The sequence below is a fragment of the Curvibacter sp. GW821-FHT01G03 genome, assembly GCF_059422285.1.
Genome location: NZ_JBWKWP010000012.1, coordinates 193,816 through 213,176 on the forward strand (window position 1 = coordinate 193,816; position 19,361 = coordinate 213,176).

Sequence of the window (19,361 nt, forward strand, 5' to 3'; positions counted from 1 at the left end):
CTAAACTGGGCGGCATGGCGGGCGCATGCCTGCCCGCCCTGAAACGCCCCGATTCTTCTATTTTGCGACATGAGTGAGCCCAAGTCTGCTGCGCCACCGCCCGAGGCGGGGATCCTGCTGCCCCACGAGGCAGTGGCTGCCGCGCTGGCTTGGCCCCAGGCGCGCTGGGAGCAGGGCCTGGCCGAAACCCCCGAGGAGGGCGTGTTTGCCGCGGGGGTGCTGCTGGCTGAAATGCTCACCGGCACGGCCTCCGAGCAGCGTGCGGCGGGCCGCTCGCACGACGCGCTGGAGCGCCGCTTCCAGGACCTGCCCGAAGACTGGGGGCGCAACCTCGACCCGCCTTTGCAGGCCCAGATCACCCGTGCCCTGAACCCCGAGCCCGAGCTGCGCTTTGCCCAGGTCACCGAGTTCCAGGCCGCCCTGTCGGCCTGGGCCGGCACGACGGCGGCACGCACGCTCGAGACCTTGCTGACGCGCATGCGCCGCCAGGGCGACTTTCCGGCCCTGGCCGACTCCATGGGCCGCATCCTCAAGGTGGCCGGCTCCGACGATCACAGCCTGGAAGACCTGGCCCGCGAGATCCTGCGCGATGTGGCCCTGACGCAGCAGTTGCTGCGCCTGGTCAACAGCGCGCAGTACGCCCAGGTCAGCGGCATGGTGACCACGGTGTCGCGGGCCGTGGGGCTGGTGGGCTTCAATGGGGTGCGTAACCTGGCCTTGAGCCTGAAGCTGCTGGAGCGCATGCCCGACCAGGCGCACGCGGTCCAGCTCAAGACGCAGTTCCTGCGCGCGCTCATGGCGGGCTCGCTGGCCAGTGAGCTGTGCGCGGTACAGCACCTGCGCGAAGACGCTTTTCTGGCTGCGCTGTTCCAGAACCTCGGTCGCATGCTGCTGGGCTATTACTTTCCAGCCGAAGCGGTGCAATTGGAGCGGGCCGTGGCCGAAGAGCGCTTTTCGGGCGGCGAGGTCACGGCAGCCATCCATTACCTGGGCCTGAGCCTGGAAGACTTCGGCTGCGGTGTGGCGCGCAGCTGGGGCCTGCCCACCGACCTGCTGTATTGCATGCGCCGACCTTTCGGCCGCCCCCCGGCCCGCCGCCCGCAGACCGGGCGCGAGTACCTGCGCTGGCTGGCCGTGGCGGCCAACGACCTCACGGCCGCGCTGGCTGGCCCTGACAGCGTTGAGCCGGCGCAGCGCCTCAAGGCCGTCACCGACCGCTATGCCCGGGTACTGGGCCTGGGGGCCGAAGATTTCCAGGACGGCGTGATCCAGGCCCAGGCCCGCCTCAAGGGCATGGCCGACGCCCTGGGCTTTCCGGCCAGCCAGACGCGCAGCCTCACCCAACCCGTACCTCAACCCGCCCCCCAGCCCGCCCCCCAGCCTGCTCCACAAGGGGGACCACCCTCTTGGCCAACCCCGGCTGCCCCCGGGGCCCTTGCCGCACCGGCGCCTGCGCAGGGGGCTGCACCAACGCCCGTGGTCCTGGCGCCCAAGGCGGCCATGGCCGCGGCACCTGTGGTGCGGCCACCAGCCGGCGAACCCGCCCCGGCAGTCGCTCATTCGCGGCCCGCACCCCTGGGGCCGGCAGCCGGGTCCTCGTCCACCCAGGCGCGCACGAGCCGGCTGGGCCGTCAGCACGAGGCCCTGCGCGCGCTGGAGCGCAGCCTGCAGTCCTGGCTGGACGAGCCCGATGCGGCCCGCCAGGTGCCATTGGCGGAAGGCTTGCGCAAGCTGGTCACCGGCCTGCACGGCGCGCTGGAGACCGATCGGGTGGTGTTTTGCCTGCGCGACCCCCAGGCCGCTGCCGTGTCGGCACGCCTGGCCGTTGGGGTGGGGGCGGCGCCACTGCAGGCGGTTTTCCGCGTCGAGTTGGGACCGGGGCAGGGCGGCGCGCTGGGCCAGGCCTGCCGCAGCGGCGAACTCACGGTGGTGCCCGATGTGGCCTCCGACCCGGCCTTGCGCCGGCAATTGCCGGCCTGGTTGTGCGAACCCGCGGCACCTGCCGCCTACTGGTTGCTGCCCCTGCTGCACCGCGACAACGTGTTTGCCCTGTTGTATGCCGACACCGCCACGCCCGGCACCTTGCTGATGGACCCGGGTTCACGCGAACTGCTGCGCAGACTGGGCGCGCAACTGGTGCAGTTGTTCCGCCTGCGCCAGGCGCGCCCCGACAAGGCGGCCTGAGCGGCACCTGCCCCGCGGCCAGCGTGCGGCGCACTCAGTAGCCAGGCCGGTCGGTCAGACTTGTCGCTGGGCCGATAATCGCGCCATGTCCGCCGTCTTTGAAAAGCCGTCCTTGCGCCAGCGTCTGATGCCCCTGTTCCAGGGCTTCGACGGGCCCTTGGCGTTTGCCGTCTTCCTGCTGGTGTGCGCAGGTTTGCTCACCATGTATTCCTCTGGCTATGACCATGGCACGCGCTTTGTCGACCATGGGCGCAACATGATCCTGGCGGGCATGATCATGTTCGTGGTGGCCCAGGTGCCGCCCCAACGCCTGATGACCTTCGCCGTGCCCCTGTATGTGCTGGGGGTGTCGCTGCTGGTGGCCGTGGCCTTGTTCGGCCTGACCAAGAAGGGCGCGCGCCGCTGGATCAACCTGGGGGTGGTCATCCAGCCCAGCGAGATCCTCAAGATTGCCATGCCACTGATGCTGGCCTGGTGGTTTCAGCGCCGAGAGGGGCAGCTGCGACCCCTTGATTTTCTGGTGGCCGGTCTGTTGCTGGTGCTGCCGGTGGGCCTGATCATGAAGCAACCCGACCTGGGTACCTCGCTGCTGGTGCTGGCCGCGGGCCTGTCGGTGATCTTTTTTGCCGGGCTCAGTTGGCGCCTGATCCTGCCGCCGGTGTTGCTCGGCGTGATCGGCGTGGCCCTGATCGTGTGGTTCGAGCCCCGGCTGTGCGCCGATGGCGTGCGCTGGCCGGTGCTGCATGATTACCAGCAGCAGCGCATCTGCACCTTGCTCGACCCTTCGCGGGACCCCTTGGGCAAGGGCTTTCACATCATCCAGGGCATGATCGCGATTGGTTCGGGGGGGGTGTTCGGCAAGGGCTTCATGGCAGGCACCCAGACCCACCTCGAGTTCATCCCCGAGCGCACCACCGACTTCATTTTTGCAGCGTTCTCCGAGGAGTTCGGCCTGATCGGCAACCTGTGCCTGGTGGTGTCGTTCCTGTTCCTGATCGGGCGCGGTCTGATGATCGCGCTGGAGGCGCCCACCCTGTTCTCGCGCCTGCTGGCCGGGGCCGTGTGCTGCATCTTCTTCACCTACGCCTTTGTGAACATGGGCATGGTGAGCGGCATCCTGCCCGTGGTGGGCGTGCCTTTGCCCTTCATCAGCTACGGCGGCACGGCCATGGTCACACTGGGCATGGGGCTGGGGATTCTGATGTCGGTGGCGCGGGCCAAGCGCCTGGTACCCACCTGAATGTGGCCCCCACGCTCCTTCACTTCGTGTGGTCGCTGCCCCCCGGAGGGGGCCCAGCCCGCCTTGGGGCGGCCCGGCGTCGGGCTGATGTGGCCCCCACGGTCGTGCACTTCGTGTCACTCCCACGTGCGGCCGCGAGACGCGGACGCTCTTCGCCCTGTCCAGCCCTGCGCAGGCAGGCCTGGAGCCGCAGGGCTCAGCCCCCCAAGGGGGCGCAGGCCGGCTTGGGGCGGCCCGGCGCCGGCCTGGGCCTTGCCCCCACAGGTCGGTCGGGCGGCGGGCGAGCCCTAAAATGGCCGCATGATTTCACGCGAACCCACCCTCGAGCGCCTGGCCATTGCCCGGCAATTGCTGCTTGAACCCTTTGGTCTGGACGAGACCCATCTGACGAAGGCGCTCAACGAGATCCGGGCGCACCGGGTGGACGACGCGGATCTTTACTTCCAGTACACCCGTGCCGAGGGCTGGAGCCTGGAAGAAGGCATCGTCAAGACAGGCTCTTTCAGCATCGACCAAGGGGTGGGCGTGCGCGCCGTCAGCGGCGAGAAAACCGCCTTTGCCTACTCCGACGACATCTCGCTGGCCTCGCTGCTGGACGCGGCCCACACAGTGCGCACCATCTCGGGCCAGGGCGGCAACGCCAGGGTGCGGGCGGCAGCCCGCAAGGTGGCGCCCAGCCGTTCGCTGTACCCCGGGCTCGACCCGATCGCCACCCTGGACAGCACCGCCAAGGTGCGCCTGCTGGAAAAGGTGGAGCAGCGCGCCCGGGCCCGCGACCCGCGCGTGGTGCAGGTGATGGCCGGCCTGGCCGGTGAGTACGACGTGGTGCTGATTGCCCGTGCCGACGGTACCCTGGCGGCCGATGTGCGCCCGCTGGTGCGCCTGTCGGTCACCGTGATCGCCGAGCACAATGGCCGCCGCGAGGTGGGCTCGGGCGGTGGCGGTGGTCGTTTTGGCATGGCTTATTTCGACGACGCCGTGATCGACACCTATGTGTCCGACGCGGTGAACGCGGCACTCACCAACCTCGAAGCCCGCCCGGCCCCAGCGGGTGAGCTGACCGTGGTGCTCGGCCCGGGCTGGCCCGGTGTGCTGTTGCACGAAGCCATCGGCCACGGCCTGGAGGGCGATTTCAACCGCAAGGGTTCGAGCGCCTTCACCGGCCGCATTGGCCAGCGTGTGGCCGCCAAGGGCGTGACCGTGCTCGACGACGGTACCATCGCCGACCGCCGTGGTTCGCTCAACGTGGACGACGAGGGCCACGTCACCCAGCGCAACGTGCTGATCGAAGACGGTATCTTGAAGGGCTACATCCAGGATTCGATGAACGCCCGCCTGATGGGCGTGAAACCCACCGGCAACGGCCGCCGCGAAAGCTACGCCCATGTGCCCATGCCGCGCATGACCAACACCTACATGCTGGGGGGTGACAAAACCCCCGAAGAGATCGTGGCCAGCATCAAGAAAGGCTTGTACGCCACCAATTTCGGTGGCGGCCAGGTCGACATCACCTCGGGCAAGTTCGTGTTCTCGGCCAGCGAAGCCTACTGGGTGGAAAACGGCAAGATCCAGTACCCCGTCAAGGGCGCCACCCTGGTGGGCAGCGGCCCCGAGGCCCTCAAGCGCGTCTCCATGATCGGCAACGACATGCGCCTGGACAGCGGTGTGGGCACCTGCGGCAAGGAAGGCCAGAGCGTGCCGGTGGGGGTGGGTCAGCCCACCCTGCGCATCGATGGCATGACGGTGGGCGGCACCGCCTGAGCCTGCGCTGCTGCCCCTCAGCGCAGGGCAAAAGCCATCACATAGTCGCCCAGGCGCTTGGAGTACGCGGCCCCGCCGGCCGTCACCACGATGTACTGCTTGCCTGTCTTGGGCGACACATAGCTCATGGGGGTGGCGCTGCTGCCCACGGGCAGCGGGTGTTTCCAGACCTCGGCACCTGTCTGGGCGTCGTAGGCGCGCAGGTAGAAATCCTGGCTGCCTGAGTAGAACACCAACCCACCCGCCGTGCTCAGCGTGCCTGCGTAGCTGGGCATGCCGATGGGCATGGGCAGCCCCAGCCGCAGGCCCAGGGGCCCCTGCTCACCGGCGGTGCCCGCAGGCACCTGCCAGGCCACGCGCCGGGTTTTCAGGTCGATCGCCGTCAGCGTGCCGAAGGGCGGTTGCACGCAAGGCACCCCCAACTTGGACAGCCAGATCGTGGTGTAGATGCCGTAAGGCGTGCCCAGCTGGGCCGAGGGCCCATGCCCATCGCTGACCGGCGGGTGGGCTTTTGAGAACTCGGCATAGTCGGCGCGTGGCACCAGCTGGAACACGCTGGGCACGCGGATGTCGTTCAGAAACACCCGTTGGTTGTGGGGGTCCACCGACACGCTGCCCCAGTTCATGCCGCCGACATTGCCGGGCTGCTGAATGGCGCGCTGCAGGCCGGGCGGCGTGAAGTCTCCGTCGTAGCGCATCTGGCGGTACTCGATGCGGCACAGCAACTGGTCGAACATCGTCATGCCCCACATCTTGTGTTCGCTGAGGTGTTCGGCCCCGACGGTGGGCAGGCCGACCGAGTAAGGCTGTGTGGGTGACAGTGTTTCTTCGGGGACGGCACCGTTTTGCGGCACGGGCTTTTCGGCCACTTCGGCCAGGGGTTTGCCGGTGGCGCGATTCAGCAAGAAGATCTGGCCGCGCTTGGTGGTCTGCAGCACCGCCGGCACCTGGCCGCCCTGGCCGTCGGGCAGATCGATCAGGGCCGGTTGCGAGGGCAGGTCGTAGTCCCAGATGTCGTGGTGCACGGTCTGGAATGACCAGCGTGGCCGCCCGGTGCGGATGTCCAGCGCCACCAGCGAGGAGTTGTATTCGTCCGAGTGGGCCGGCCGGTCGCGCCCGTAGTAGTCGGGCGTGGCATTGCCCAGGGGCGCGTAGACCAGGCCCAATTCGTCGTCGTAGGCGGCGGTGCTCCACATGTTGGGCGTGCCCCGGGTGTAGCTCTGGCCCTCAGGGGGCAGGCGGGTGGTGGCCGGGTGGCCCAGGTCCCAGGCCCACACCAGGTCGCCGGTGCGGGCGCTGAAGGCGCGGATCACGCCCGAGGGCTCGCCGCGCATCTGGTTGTCCACCACCCAGCCGCCCACCACGGTCAGGTCCCGTGCCACCAGCGGGGCCGAGGTCTGGAAATAGAAGCCAGGCTGCACCGGGCCCATGCCCTGGGCCAGCGACACCGTGCCCTGTTGGCCGAAACCTTCGCAAGGCTGGCCGCTGTGCGCGTCCAGCGCGATCAGGCGGGCATCCATGGTGGTTTGCACGATGCGCTCGCGGCAGCGGTGGGCAGCACCGCCTGCGGCCGTCGCGGGGGCGCTGTCCGGGCCAGGCTGGGTGTCCCGCCAGTAGCCCAGGCCGCGGCAGCGTTGCCAGAACGGGGCGCTGGCCTGGGGGTCGAACAGCCAGCGCTGCTGGCCGGTGTCGGCGTCCAGTGCGATCACCCGGTCGCGCCGGGTGCAGCTGTACACCAGCGTGCCGATCTGCAGCGGGGTGTTCTGGTCCACCCCGGGCTGGGTGTCGCCACTGCGGTAGGTCCAGGCCGGTTGCAGGCGGTACACGGTGTCGCGGTTGATCTGGTCGAAAGGGGCATCGCGCCGCCCCTCAGGCGTGCGGCCGTAGGCCAGCCAATCCGCAGGCCGGTTGTCGCCGCGCGGCGGGTCATAGGCCATCGTCGCATCCGGCCGCACCTCACCATGCGGCACAAAGGCCAGCGCCAGCCCCAGCATGAAGGCCAGCCCAAATCCCAGGCCGGCTAGCGCGGTGCCTGCGCCACCCGGCCCCTGGGCCGGGCGGGGCGCCAGCAGCAGCGACACGGTGGCCAAGGCCAGCGGCGCCATCAGCCGAGGGAACAGGGCCCAAAAGTCGAAGCCGCATTCCCACAGTGCCCAGGGCACACTGAGCACGGCCAGTGCGGCCACCCACCAGGCCCCGCTGGCCCGTCGGCGCCCCATCAGGCCGGCGGCACCCAGCAGCACCAGGCCGGCCGCCAGGTAATAGGGCGAGCCGCCCAGCCACAGCAACTGGCCGCCCCCCAGGCTCAAACCCAGCGCCATCAAGGCCACGAGCAAGGCCCAGGCTCGTCCGATCAGACCCATGTCGCACTCCTTCAGCAAGGTGAAAACCCATTCTTTGAGGCACTTGGGGTCGTCGGATGGCAATCGCGCGGGTGCTCGGTCAGGCGGTCGGGCTGGGCTGCGCAAGGGTGGGCTACGCACCCAGGATGGCGGAACCCGGGCCGCCACCCTGGCAGGTGGATGAACGGTTGTGAGTACCGTCCGGCCCCTTGCTACACAAAAAAGCAAATATTTTTATGTGCCGCCAAAGGACGGTTGCGACGGCCTTTTTGCCTGTTTTTGAGGCAAAAGTGCGTTCTTGTCGCGCCATTCGCGCGCTTTGCGCACGCTGGCGATGCCTATCGCGCAAAAAAACCGATGTGGTGTGCGAGCGACAGACGGCAACTTTGGCTTTTGCTGTGCTAAATTGCCTGCCATGCAAGTTCGCGCAGCCTTTTATTTTTACTTTTGGTTCTCTGTCCCCGGCGGACGAGAGGCGAGCGCGTAAGCACCCGAACACCCCCTCCCAGGAACCGCCGAAGCTGAAAAGCCCGGCGGTTTTTTTCTGCCTGACCGAAAACCGATTCCAACCTGTTTCAAATCCAAAGGAGCCCCGCCATGAACAAGCCCAGCACCAAGGCCGATGCCTGGTACGCGAATGTCGACAAGACCAGCCAGACCGACGACAAACGCATCAAGGACATCACCGTGCTTCCCCCGCCCGAACATCTGATCCGCTTCTTCCCCATCCACGGCACGCAAGTCGAGTCGCTGATCACCGAAACCCGTCACAACATCCACAACATCATGGCCGGCAAGGACGACCGCCTGCTGGTGGTGATTGGCCCCTGCTCGATCCACGACCCGGCGGCCGCCGTCGAATACGCCCGCCGCCTCAAGGTGGAGCGCGAAAAATACGCCGACACGCTGGAGATCGTGATGCGTGTCTACTTCGAGAAGCCCCGCACCACCGTCGGCTGGAAGGGCCTGATCAACGACCCCTACCTCGACGAGAGCTACCGCATCGACGAAGGTCTGCGCATTGCCCGACAACTGCTGATCGAAATCAACCGCCTGGGCCTGCCGGCCGGCAGCGAGTTCCTTGACGTGATCTCGCCCCAGTACATCGGCGACCTCATCAGCTGGGGCGCCATCGGCGCGCGCACCACTGAAAGCCAGGTGCACCGCGAGCTGGCCTCGGGCATTTCGGCTCCGATCGGCTTCAAGAATGGTACCGACGGCAATATCCGCATCGCCACCGACGCCATCCAGGCGGCCGCCCGCGGTCACCACTTCCTGTCGGTGCACAAGAACGGCCAGGTCGCCATCGTGCAGACCCAGGGCAACAAGGACTGCCACGTGATCCTGCGCGGCGGCAAAACCCCCAACTACGACGCCGAGAGCGTGGCTGCGGCCTGCAAGGAGTTGGAAGCCTCCAAGTTGCCCGCCACCCTGATGGTGGACTGCAGCCATGCCAACAGCAGCAAGCAACACCAGCGTCAGATCGACGTGGCGCGTGACATCGCCACCCAGATCGAAGCCGGTTCGCACCAGGTGTTCGGCCTGATGGTGGAAAGCCACCTGCAAGCCGGCGCCCAGAAGTTCACGCCGGGCAAGGACGTGGTCAGCGCCCTGGAATACGGCAAGAGCATCACCGACGCCTGCCTGGGCTGGGACGATTCGGCCGACGTGCTGGCCCTGCTGTCCGACGCCGTCAAGACCCGCCGCGCCCGCAAGGCCTGAGCGCTGTTGCGCCTTTGAAAAGAGCACCCTCGCGGTGCTCTTTTTGCTGGTGCGGGCCAAGGCCTTGCTTTGTATAGTGGGCAGTCAGCCACCTCCAGGAGCACCGCATGAACCCGCCCACCGCAGCTTGCACGCCCCTGGCACCGGTCTGCCTGATTGGTGCCCCCACCGATGTGGGGGCCAGCCGCCGGGGCGCCTCGATGGGCCCGGAGGCCTTGCGGGTGGCGGGCCTGGCGGCGGCCTTGCAAGGCCTGGGTCGGCAGGTGCTGGACGGCGGCGACCTGTCTGGGCCGGCCAACCCGCAGAGCCTCGTGCAGGCGGGCTACCGCCACCTGGACGAGGTCATCGCCTGGAATCGCGCCGTGTACCGGGCCACGCTGGCCAGCCTGGGTGCTGGGCAGTTACCGGTGCTGCTGGGCGGCGACCACAGCGTGGCGATCGGCTCGATCAGCGCCGTGGCCCGGCATTGCCGTGAGCAGGGCCAGCGCCTGCGGGTGCTGTGGCTGGATGCCCATGCCGATGTCAATGTGGGCGAAACCACCCCCAGTGGCAACCTGCACGGCATGCCCGTGTCCTGCCTGTGCGGCCTGGGCCCCGAGGCCCTGACCACCCTGGGCGGCCCGATGCCCGCGCTGCAGCCCTCTGAGTTGCGCCAGATCGGCCTGCGCAGCGTGGACCCGGCCGAAAAGCTCGAACTGCGCCACCTGGGCATCGAGGCCTACGACATGCGTTTCATCGACGAACATGGCATGGCCGAGACCCTGCGCCGGGCCCTGGCCGGGCTGGACGAACACACCCACCTGCACGTGAGCCTGGACGCCGATTTTCTGGACCCCGACATTGCGCCGGGCGTGGGCACTGCGGTGCCTGGGGGCCCGGGCTACCGCGAGGCCCAGCTGTGCATGGAAATGGTGGCCGACACCGGCCGGCTGGGCTCGCTCGATGTGGTGGAGCTCAACCCTGCCTGCGATGTGCGCAACCAGACCGCCGAGTGCCTGGTGGCCATGATCGAGAGCCTGCTGGGCAAATCGGTGCTGCTGCGCTGAGCAGGCGGGCTCAGGCCGCAGTCGGCGGCGCCGACCCGCCAGCAGCCCGTTCTACCAGATAGGCCAGCAGGCGCTGCGCGGCCGGCGTCAGGTCCTGCTGGCGCCGAAAGCAGATCGAGAACGTGCGGTGGGCCCAGTCGTCCAGCAGGGCCACGGTCTGGATGCGGCCTGCCGCGGTGTGCAGGCGGCTGATCTCAAGCGGCACCACGCTCACCCCCAGGCCGGCACTGACCACCCGGAAGGCCGCGTCAAAGTTGGACACCACCGCCCGGTAGCTCAGCGGCTTGCCCGCCTTGACCGCACAGCGATGCAGCAGGGTGTAGACCGCCGTGGCCGGCGGCAGCCCCACGTGCTCGAAATCCAGCGTGTCTTCAAAGTGCAGCGCCGGGTGCCCGGCCAATGGGTGGCCTTGCGGCACGGCCAGCACCAGCTCGTCGCGGCGGTAGGGGCGGCTTTCCAGCCCGCCCAGATCGACCTGGCTCCAGCACACGCCGAGCGACACCGCCCCGTCGCGCACCAGGCCCACGATGTCGTTGGAGACCCGTTCTTCGATGGCGATCTGGATGTTCTGGTGCCGGGGCTCGCGCATGAAGCCCGCCAGGTCATCCAGCAGCGATTCGGCAATCGCCGAGGCACTGGCCACCACCCGCACATGCCCTTGAATGCCCCCTTTGAAGCCGGCCATGTCGGCTTCGATCTTCTCCATCGTGAACAACACCGTGCGGGCATGCTCCAGCAGCACCTGCCCGGCTGGCGTGGGCTCGGTGCCGCGCCGCCCGCGCACCAGCACCTGCAGGCCCAGGGCGTCTTCCAGTTGGGTGATGCGCTTGCTGATGGCCGAGGGCTCGATCAGCTCCTGGGCCGCCGCATCCTTGATGTTGCCCAGGTCGCAAACGGCCACCAGCAGGCGCAGGGTTTTCAGGTCAAGGTCTCTCATAGGGTTTCCATTATGGAATTCAAACGGTGCCGATCTTTCATTTGATGTTTTATTCGGAATTTTAGAAACTCTCAGAACTTTCAAAACACGTCCTTGAGACGCGGAGACAGCCCTCATGACCCCACTTCCACCCCGCGCGGTGATCCGCGAGGTCGGCCTGCGCGACGGCCTGCAAAGCATCCAGACCGTTTTGCCCACGGCGCAGAAGATCGCCTGGATCGATCTGGCCCATGCCGCCGGACTGCGTGAGATCGAGGTGGGCTCGTTTGTGCCGGCCCGCCTGCTGCCCCAACTGGCCGACACCGCCGAGCTGCTGGCCCATGCCAAGACCTTGCCCGGGCTGTTTGCCTCGGTGCTGGTGCCCAACCTGCGAGGCGCAGAAGCCGCCCTGGCCGGCGATGCCGACCTGATGCTGCTGCCGTTGTCTGCCAGCCATGCGCACAGCCTGGCCAACCTGCGCAAGACCCCCGATGAGGTGGTGGCCGAACTGGGCCGCATCCGTGCCGCCCGCGATGCCTCGGGCCGCAAGACCCTGATCGAAGGCGGCGTGGGCACCGCCTTCGGCTGCACCCTGCAAGGCGAGGTGAAGCCCGCCGAAGTACTGCGCCTGATGCAGGCCCTGCTGGACGCCGGTGCCGACCGCGTGAGCCTGGCCGACACGGTGGGCTATGCCGACCCGGCCTCGGTCAGCCGCCTGTTCGAACAGGCCCTGCGCCTGGTGGGCGAGCGCTTCTGGTGTGGTCATTTCCACGACACCCGCGGGCTGGCGCTGGCCAATGTCTACGCCTCGCTGGCGCTGGGAGTGAACCGCTTCGATGCCTCGCTGGCCGGCATTGGCGGCTGTCCGCACGCGCCCGGTGCCAGCGGCAATGCCGCCAGCGAAGACCTGGCCTTTCTGCTCGAAGCCGGCGGTGTGGCCACCGGCATCGACCTGCCGCGCCTGCTGGCCCTGCGGGCCCAGGTCACGGGCTGGCTGGCCGGCGAGGCCACGCACGGCAGCCTGCACCGGGCCGGCCTGCCCAAGACCTTTCTGCCAGCCGGTGCCATGCCCTGCTGAGCCCCCACCCCTGCATATCCACCCCAACGAGACTGGCATGAACACAGCACAAGGCACCGGCCTGCCCCTGGAAGGCGTCCGCGTCATCGAATTCACCCACATGGTCATGGGCCCCACCTGCGGCATGATCCTGGCCGACCTGGGCGCCGAGGTCATCAAGATCGAACCCCCGGGCGGCGACAAGACTCGGCAGTTGCCCGGCCTGGGCATCGGCTTTTTCCGCAGTTTCAACCGCAACAAGAAAAGCGTGGTGCTGGACATCCAGACCCCCGAGGGCCTGGCCACCGCCAAAGAGCTGATCGGCCAGAGCGACGTGTTGCTGGAGAACTTCCGCCCTGGCCTGATGGACAAGCTGGGCCTGGGGGCCGAGGCGCTGCGGGCCGCGTTTCCGGGCCTCATCTACGTGTCGCACAAGGGCTTTCTGCCCGGCCCTTACGAAGACCGCCTGGCGCTGGACGAAGTGGTGCAGAACATGGCCGGCCTGACCTACATGACCGGCCCCAAAGGGCGGCCGCTGCGGGCCGGCACCTCGGTCAACGACATCATGGGCGGCATGTTCGGCGCCATCGGCGTGCTGGCCGCGCTGCGCGAGCGTGAGCGCACCGGCCAGGGCCAGGCGATCCAGAGTGCCCTGTTCGAAAACTGCTGCCTGCTGGCCTCGCAGCACATGCAGCAGTTCCAGATGACCGGCGAGGTGCCGCCGCCCTTCCCCTCACGCGTGTCGGCCTGGAGTGTGTACGACACCTTTGACGTGGCCCATGGCGAACAGCTGTTCATCGGCGCGGTGAGCGACAAGCAGTTTCTTGCCCTGTGCGCGGTGCTGAACCGCCCCGACCTGGCCAACGACCCGGCCCTGGCCACCAATGCCCAACGCGTGGCTGTGCGCCCCGACTTGCTCGCCCGCCTGGCCGAGAGCACCATCGGGTGCGAGATCGAAGACCTGTGCGCCCGCCTCAAGGCCGCCGGCCTGCCCTACGCCAAGGTGGTGCGCCCTGATCAACTGGTGCACGACGAGCACCTGCTGGCCAGCGGTGGGCTGGTCCCCATGCAGACCGAGGACGGCGGCAGCACCCAGGCCGTGCTCTTGCCCCTGTTGATGGGCGGCCGCCGGCCCGGCGTGCGCCACCCCCTGCCCCGGGTGGGCGAACACACCGACGAAGTCCTGGCCACCCTGAAGCGCTGAAACCGGATTCGCCCCGACAAGAAGCCAAAAATCAGAATCGAGACAAACACCATGAACTTCCATCTGAAACGCCGCGCCTCCCTGGCCCTGGGGGCTGCCCTGATGCTGGCCGGTGCGGCCTGGGCCGACCCGGCGCCCATGCGCGTCATCCTGCCCATCGGCCCGGGTTCGGGGGTCGACACCATCGTGCGGGCCGCCCAGGTGGCCCTGGCCAAGGCCCTGAACCAGCCTGTGGTGATCGAGAACCTGCCGGGCGCCGGCGGTATCACCGGCACCTCGGCCCTGGTCAAGGCGGCACCCGATGGCAACACCATCGCCTTCATCTCGAACAACCATGCGGTCAACCCCAGCGTGTTCAAGAAGCTGCCCTACGACAGCCTGAACGACATCACGCCCATCAGCGTGGTGGGCGGTTCACCCTTTCTGTTGGTGGTCAATCCCAAGCTGGTGTCCGCCCGCAACGCCAAAGAGCTGCAGGCCTTTCTGAAGATCAAGCCCGAAGAGCACAACTACGCGTCGTCCGGCAATGGCACGGTCATCCACCTGGCCGGCGAGATGGTCATCGACGCCCTGGGCGTGCCGGTGCGTCATGTGCCCTACAAGGGCATGGGCCCCATGATCACCGACATCATGGCCGGTCAGCTGGAGATGGGGGTGGCTGCGGTGCCCGCGGTGCAGGGCCAGCTCAAAAGCGGCAGCCTGCGCGCCATCGGCGTGCTGGGCAAAAGCCGCGTGGCCTCGCTGCCTGAGCTGCCCACCTTTGCCGAGCAGGGCTTCCCCGAGGTGGACGTGATGGGCTGGTTCGCCGTGGTGGGCCCGGCCAGGCTGCCGGCGGCTCAGGTCAAACGCATCCACGAGGCCGTGGTGGCGGCCTTTGCCGACCCCGAAGTGAAGGCCGCCATGGCCAAGCAAGACAACGTGATCAACCCGGGCACCCCCGAGGCGGCGCGGCAGTTCCTGAAGGCCGAGCAAGAGCGCTTTGCCCACATCGTGGCCAAGGCCAACGTGAAACTGGATTGAGTGGGTGGGGGCGGGGCCTGCAGCGCAGTCGGCTCAGCGGCCGTCCAAAATGCTGCGCTGGCGTTCCAGGTAGATTTCGGGGCTGATCAGGTTGGCGTCGCGCATGCGCTTGAGTTCCAGCAGGCGTGCCTCGGTCCCACGGGTGTTGTTGGCCGTGACCTGGGCGTAGGCCGCGGGTGTGGGCGCACTGGCGGCCAGGTCGATGGCCGAGGCCTGCTGGGATGGGGTGGCCGCCGGCGCCTGGGCTTGAGCCTGCGCCGGGGGCTGGGGTTGGGCCACAGCTACCGGCTGGGCGGCGGCCTGCGGTTGAGCCTGCGGCAGGCCCTGGGGGTGAGACGGGGCGGCGTCTGCCGGGATGCTGCCCGAGCCCGGGGTGCCGGTTCTGGGGGTTTCCACCTTGGTGACCAGGCCCATGACCACCTGGATCAAGGTGGGGTACTCGTAGGCCGAGCCGGTGTTGTGGTCGATCACGGCCCCGATGCCTCCGCCAAAGATGATGTTGCCGAACATCGAGCCCTTGGTGTCCGACACCACGGAGGCCTGACCGGTTTCGTGGCCGACCTTGGTGCATTGCACCAGCATGTCGTCATTGGAGCGGCGGATCTGCACCGAGCCCGGTGTGGTCACAAACCACTTGCCCTTGTTGTTGGTCAGCTCGCAGGCGGCACCCGGCACTTCAGCGCCGGCCTTGTCACGGGTCTGCAATGACACGCTTTGGCCTGTGGTACCCGTGATGGACGAGCATCCGGTGCTCAGCAGGACGATGGACGCCAGTGCGGCGAAACGGCTCTTCATTTCAGTCTCTCTCCCTATTTGAAACAATATGTATCGTATTCGATACGTTGCTTCAAAATGGCAATTCAGAACTGAATATCTGATCTTGATCATTTTCGGGGCCGTCATACGGCTGGCGCCGTGTGCGTCAGAGGCATGCCGGCCGCCCAGCCGAACGTCAGAACGCGTACTGCAATCTGACGGACACCATCTGCCCCTGCTGCCCATACGATTTGCCCACCAGGTAGGCCACGCTGTAGCGCAGCGACTCTTTGCGGCCCAGGCCCAGGCTGCCGGTCAGCACCGGCCCCACGCGGTGGGATTGGCGGCTGGCGGGCAGCCATTGGTCCCAGGGGCCCAGTTCACCAAAGCCCTGCAGCCCGACCTGCAGCCCAGGCCGCCAGTGGTACTTGGCCTGCCACTGGTATTTCATCTCGGCCGGCACCGGTGAGGCCGCTCGGAAGGTGCGGTCAAAGAACACATTGCCATTGAGCTGAAGCCGGCCCACCTCGGTCTGCAGCACCGGCCCCCACTGGAACACGGTGCCATCGGCGGCATCGTGGTTGAACATCAGCTTGCTGTGCAGGGCCAGGTCAAACGGGTACTGCCCTTGGGTCAGCAGGTAGTCGTTCTGCCAATGAAGCGCCTCGGCCCGTGTCTGCCAGAAGTCCGGGCCGATCGCGCTGGCAAACACCTCGGTGTACCAGCGGCTGGTGACGCCATGGCCCACGCCCACCTCGGGCCAGACAATCTGGCGCCGGTGCTTGGATTCGACGGTCCAGTAGCGAAAGTCGAGGTTGGTCTCGCCCTCGTTGTCGTAGACCGTGACCAGGTAGTAGCTGGGGTCAGCCTGGGCGGCGCTGCAGCTCAGCAAGCTGGCCATTCCCAGGGCCCAGGAGATTGGGCCGCGGGTCCGAAGGGAGCGTCTCGACGTTGGCGTTCCGCCTGGCTGGGGGAGGGGCGTCGAGGGCATGGAAGGCCTGGTGATGGGCGATCTGGGCTCAGGCTTCGGGCATCCGCTGGAACGGCGCTCGCAGCATGCCCCAGACGCTTTGCCAGCGCTCGTCCCTCTGGCTGTCCAGGCCTATGCGGGCGGGGCCCTCGGCGCTGGGTTGGCGCGTGCTGCCCAGCAGGTGGTCCCAGACCGAAAGACACAGACCGAAGTGACAGGCGCGGCCGTCGGCGTCGGCATCGTGGTGGTCACGGTGCTGGGCGGGGGTCACCAGCACCGGGCTCAGCTTCTCCACCCAGTCTGGAAAGCGCACGTTGGCGTGCTGCACCAGACTCAGCGCATTGCAGACGATGGCGCGCAGCCCCTCGATCCACAGCGGCAGGCCCAACACGGCGTAAAGGCCCAGGGTGGCCAGCACATGCACGGCGGTGTCCACCGGGTGGGTGCGCAGGCCGGAGCTGACGTCCAGATGCGAATCGCTGTGGTGCACGGCATGAAAGCGCCACAGCAGGCCGACCCGGTGGCTCAGCCGATGCACCCCGTAATCCAGCAGGTCGGAGGCCAACCAGGCCAGCCCGCATTGCGCGGCCAGCGGCAGGTGTTGTGCCAGGTTCAGTCCCCAGTCCGTGCTGCGCAACAGCAGGCTTTGAGAGGACACCAGCCACTGGCCGGCGAGGTAGTCGGCCCCCAGCACCACCCAGACAAACAGACCCAGGTTGCGCCCCACATGGCGCCAACGGGCGCGGGCGGTGCCAAAGGCCTGGCGTGGCTGGCCGTCCTCCCACAACAGAAAGAACGCCAGCAGGCCCAGCAGGCTGCCCGCATACAGCACGCGCACCCAGACAAGGGTCTGCGGACTCATGGTGCGCTCTCAGGGGCCGGTCGCCTCACTTCTTTTTTCCACGCCGCCGGATCACCACGCCGGCCACCACCCCGACCAGGGTCACCAGGCCCGTGAGCCCGATCTCATCCAGAGTGGGCACAGACTGGGTCTGGGTGTTGACGGCATTCGCACAGCAGGCGGTGCGAACCAGCAGGAGGCCGAAAAGAACCCCAAGGGCTCGGAGGGGGAGTGTCGTGTTCATGTTTCAAATTGTGGCATGAGGCGGGGGCATGTGGGGGCTGGCTTCATGTCATGCCCGGACGGGCACCTTCGCCGAGGCTCGGTCGCCAGGCCTGTCGTGGCGGGCTCAGTGGCCTTCGATCGGGCATTGGTCACCCTCAGCGCCCCACCCACCCGCCACACACCGGAAACACCTGCCCCACAAAACAGGCTGCGGGCGCGCTGCACAGGTAGGCGGCAAACTCGGCATCTTCGCGCGCACTCACCAGGCGGCCCAGCGGCACCTCGCGTTTGAGCCGCTCCTGAAAGCGCGGGTCGGCCTGAACCTCGGGCGGGAAGTAGGTCGGGTTCTCGACCAGGTTCTGGGCAATGGCATTGACCTGGATGTTGTGCGGCGCCACCTCAACCCCCAGGGCCTGCACATAGGCCAGTTGAGCCCCCCGCGCGGCGCTGTAGGTCGAGGCGCGCTTCATGCCCCGCAGGGCCGCCGCGCTGCCCATCACCAGGATCCGGCCGCTGCGCCGGGCCATCATCGCCGGCAGCACTGCCTGGCAAAGCCGGGGCAGCGGATCGACCAGGGCGGCAAAGGTGTCGCGCCACTCTTGCTCGCTGACCTGGTGCGCCAGCGTGCTGGGCGCCGGCACCGCCAGATTGGCCACCAGCACATCAATGGGCCCGTGCTCGGCCACCAGGCGGGCCGGGGCTTCGGGATCCATCAAGGGGCGCTCATCGGCCAGCACCACGGCCCCGTGCTCGGCAAACACCTCGCACAGCGTGGGGCCCATGAATTCGGTGGACTGGGTGATCAGCACCCGAAGCCCGGCCAGGCGTTGTGAAGTCATGGCTATCGATCTCCTTTGGCGTCGATCACGCAGCACGGCCCATGGCGCGCCCGGGCGGCGGTCCATCGCTGCTGCGGCCAGCAGAGGGTAACGGGATTGAAACCAAGGGCCAAGGGGGCTGCCAACCTCAAACTGCCCGATGCCCGCAGACCGCCATAGCCACCGAGCCGATTGCCTTGCTTTCCCCTTCCATCAGACAATCGCGCCCATGCCAAGCACCCTGCAAGCCTCGATTCCCATCTTGAGAAGTTTCGACGAGTCCAAGGCTTTGGCGTTCTATGTGGAATGGCTTGGTTTTCGCATCGATTGGCGGCACCGCTTTGCCGAGAACTTGCCTCTGTACCTGCAACTGTCGCGTGAGGGCTGCGTCTTGCATCTTTCTGAACACCATGGCGATGCTTGCCCTGGGGCCGCATTGCGCATTCCCACGGCCGACGTGGATGCCCTGCATGCAGAGTTGCTGACGCGCCCTTATGGGAACTTTGTTCCAGAGGTGAATGTGACGCCATGGGGCAGCCGAGACATGCAAGTGCTCGACCCATTTGGCAACAGGTTGGTATTCACAATGGACGTCGCCGGTCATTGAAATGCCTTGAGGGGGCATACCTGCGGAGCGCATGAAGATGAGAGCCGAGCACCGGGTGCCGCTGTCGTCTCAGGCGGTTGCGGTAGTGAAGGCCATGGAGCCCCTCAGTGGGGGCGTGATCTGGTGCTTCCGAGCCCGGTATATCCCAGCAAGCCCCTGAGCGAGAACACCTTCAATTCAGCACTTGCTCGCATGGGGTACAAAAGCATTGCCACTGCCCACGGGTTCAGGGCGCTGTTCTCAACCGTGGCAAATGAGCATGGCTGGAACCCCGATGTGATCGAGCGGCAACTGGCGCACAAAGAGCAAAACGAAATTCGGGCCGCGTACCACCGAACAACCTACATGGCGGAGCGGATCAAGTTGATGCAGTGGTGGGCGGATTATTTAGGTGTCGGGGTGGCTGGTTAGGCGTTCGAAAGTGCTTTGGCACGTTGGACTCCTATATCAAATAATGCTGGATCGAGGACGAATGTCTCTCGCATTAAGTCTGCAGTGACAGATGTCGACAAGACCTCTCTCTGAATTAATGATTCAATGGCGGCGCTTGAAATGGGAGCACGATTTGTTTGGCCCCACGTGAGGACGCAACCACCGGCCTTCACAAACTCAGCTACTACTGCTTGCTCTTCATCGCTAAGGCTGTTAAATA

The 19,361-nt window shown here is 67.1% G+C and carries 18 protein-coding genes; 10 read left to right on the forward strand and 8 right to left on the reverse strand.

All coding sequences use genetic code 11. The features are described 5' to 3' along the window. Positions 1-69 precede the first annotated feature (69 nt). The 3 genes from AC07VS_RS18670 (at position 70) to tldD (ending at position 5,185) form a co-directional block, all read left to right on the forward strand. Positions 70-2,184 (forward strand): HDOD domain-containing protein, encoded by a 2,115-nt coding sequence (locus tag AC07VS_RS18670; RefSeq protein ID WP_494751687.1) that lies wholly within the window; start codon positions 70-72, stop codon positions 2,182-2,184. Between the two features lie 85 nt (positions 2,185-2,269). Next, positions 2,270-3,424, forward strand: coding sequence for a rod shape-determining protein RodA (gene rodA / locus AC07VS_RS18675; RefSeq protein ID WP_492348218.1), 1,155 nt, complete (start codon positions 2,270-2,272; stop codon positions 3,422-3,424). Positions 3,425-3,724: 300 nt separating this feature from the next. Then, on the forward strand, positions 3,725-5,185 hold the full coding sequence (tldD, locus tag AC07VS_RS18680; protein ID WP_492348219.1) for a metalloprotease TldD: 1,461 nt from the start codon (positions 3,725-3,727) through the stop codon (positions 5,183-5,185). A 17-nt stretch (positions 5,186-5,202) separates the two neighbouring features. Here tldD and AC07VS_RS18685 read toward each other — a convergent pair whose 3' ends face one another. Beyond that, entirely contained in the window at positions 5,203-7,548 is a 2,346-nt protein-coding gene (locus AC07VS_RS18685; protein ID WP_494751688.1) for a membrane-bound PQQ-dependent dehydrogenase, glucose/quinate/shikimate family, read from the reverse strand. A gap of 576 nt (positions 7,549-8,124) precedes the next feature. Here AC07VS_RS18685 and AC07VS_RS18690 point away from each other — a divergent pair. After that, complete coding sequence (locus AC07VS_RS18690) at positions 8,125-9,249, forward strand: 3-deoxy-7-phosphoheptulonate synthase (protein WP_492348221.1); 1,125 nt, start codon at positions 8,125-8,127, stop codon at positions 9,247-9,249. A 107-nt stretch (positions 9,250-9,356) separates the two neighbouring features. After that, positions 9,357-10,295, forward strand: a complete 939-nt coding sequence (gene rocF, locus AC07VS_RS18695; protein WP_494751689.1) for an arginase — start codon at positions 9,357-9,359, stop codon at positions 10,293-10,295. 10 nt (positions 10,296-10,305) lie between these two features. Here rocF and AC07VS_RS18700 read toward each other — a convergent pair whose 3' ends face one another. Continuing rightward, complete coding sequence (locus tag AC07VS_RS18700; RefSeq protein ID WP_494751690.1) at positions 10,306-11,232, reverse strand: LysR substrate-binding domain-containing protein; 927 nt, start codon at positions 11,230-11,232, stop codon at positions 10,306-10,308. Between the two features lie 115 nt (positions 11,233-11,347). Here AC07VS_RS18700 and AC07VS_RS18705 point away from each other — a divergent pair, with 115 nt between their 5' ends. Genes AC07VS_RS18705 through AC07VS_RS18715 form a run of 3 tightly spaced genes read left to right on the forward strand, consistent with a single transcriptional unit; the run spans position 11,348 to position 14,492 of the window. After that, positions 11,348-12,289: a hydroxymethylglutaryl-CoA lyase gene (locus AC07VS_RS18705; protein WP_494751691.1), complete on the forward strand. Its 942-nt coding sequence runs from the start codon at positions 11,348-11,350 to the stop codon at positions 12,287-12,289. Positions 12,290-12,326: 37 nt separating this feature from the next. Then, entirely contained in the window at positions 12,327-13,472 is a 1,146-nt protein-coding gene (locus AC07VS_RS18710; RefSeq protein ID WP_494751692.1) for a CaiB/BaiF CoA transferase family protein, read from the forward strand. Positions 13,473-13,523: 51 nt separating this feature from the next. Next, a complete protein-coding gene (locus tag AC07VS_RS18715) occupies positions 13,524-14,492 on the forward strand; it encodes a tripartite tricarboxylate transporter substrate-binding protein (RefSeq protein ID WP_492348226.1) in 969 nt (322 codons plus the stop codon). 33 nt (positions 14,493-14,525) lie between these two features. Here AC07VS_RS18715 and AC07VS_RS18720 read toward each other — a convergent pair whose 3' ends face one another. The 5 genes from AC07VS_RS18720 to AC07VS_RS18740 form a co-directional block, all read right to left on the reverse strand. Further along, positions 14,526-15,287: a hypothetical protein gene (locus AC07VS_RS18720; RefSeq protein WP_494656760.1), complete on the reverse strand. Its 762-nt coding sequence runs from the start codon at positions 15,285-15,287 to the stop codon at positions 14,526-14,528. Positions 15,288-15,444: 157 nt separating this feature from the next. Continuing rightward, a complete protein-coding gene (locus tag AC07VS_RS18725; RefSeq protein ID WP_492348228.1) occupies positions 15,445-16,149 on the reverse strand; it encodes a hypothetical protein in 705 nt (234 codons plus the stop codon). A gap of 118 nt (positions 16,150-16,267) precedes the next feature. Next, on the reverse strand, positions 16,268-17,080 hold the full coding sequence (locus tag AC07VS_RS18730; RefSeq protein WP_492348229.1) for a sterol desaturase family protein: 813 nt from the start codon (positions 17,078-17,080) through the stop codon (positions 16,268-16,270). Between the two features lie 25 nt (positions 17,081-17,105). Then, positions 17,106-17,303 carry an IPTL-CTERM sorting domain-containing protein gene (locus tag AC07VS_RS18735; protein WP_492348230.1) on the reverse strand — a complete coding sequence of 66 codons (198 nt, stop codon included), beginning with the start codon at positions 17,301-17,303 and terminating at the stop codon, positions 17,106-17,108. 136 nt (positions 17,304-17,439) lie between these two features. Continuing rightward, positions 17,440-18,123 (reverse strand): SDR family NAD(P)-dependent oxidoreductase, encoded by a 684-nt coding sequence (locus AC07VS_RS18740; RefSeq protein WP_494751693.1) that lies wholly within the window; start codon positions 18,121-18,123, stop codon positions 17,440-17,442. Positions 18,124-18,331: 208 nt separating this feature from the next. Between AC07VS_RS18740 and AC07VS_RS18745 the strand changes: the two genes are divergently transcribed. After that, positions 18,332-18,709: a glyoxalase superfamily protein gene (locus AC07VS_RS18745; RefSeq protein WP_494751694.1), complete on the forward strand. Its 378-nt coding sequence runs from the start codon at positions 18,332-18,334 to the stop codon at positions 18,707-18,709. Between the two features lie 123 nt (positions 18,710-18,832). Further along, positions 18,833-19,120, forward strand: coding sequence for a tyrosine-type recombinase/integrase (locus AC07VS_RS18750; RefSeq protein WP_494751695.1), 288 nt, complete (start codon positions 18,833-18,835; stop codon positions 19,118-19,120). On the opposite strand, the gene AC07VS_RS18755 is transcribed toward AC07VS_RS18750, so the two are convergent. Then, on the reverse strand, positions 19,117-19,361 hold a 245-nt coding region (locus AC07VS_RS18755; RefSeq protein ID WP_494751696.1), incomplete at its 5' end, for a hypothetical protein. The two genes, AC07VS_RS18750 and AC07VS_RS18755, sit on opposite strands and share 4 nt — an antisense overlap.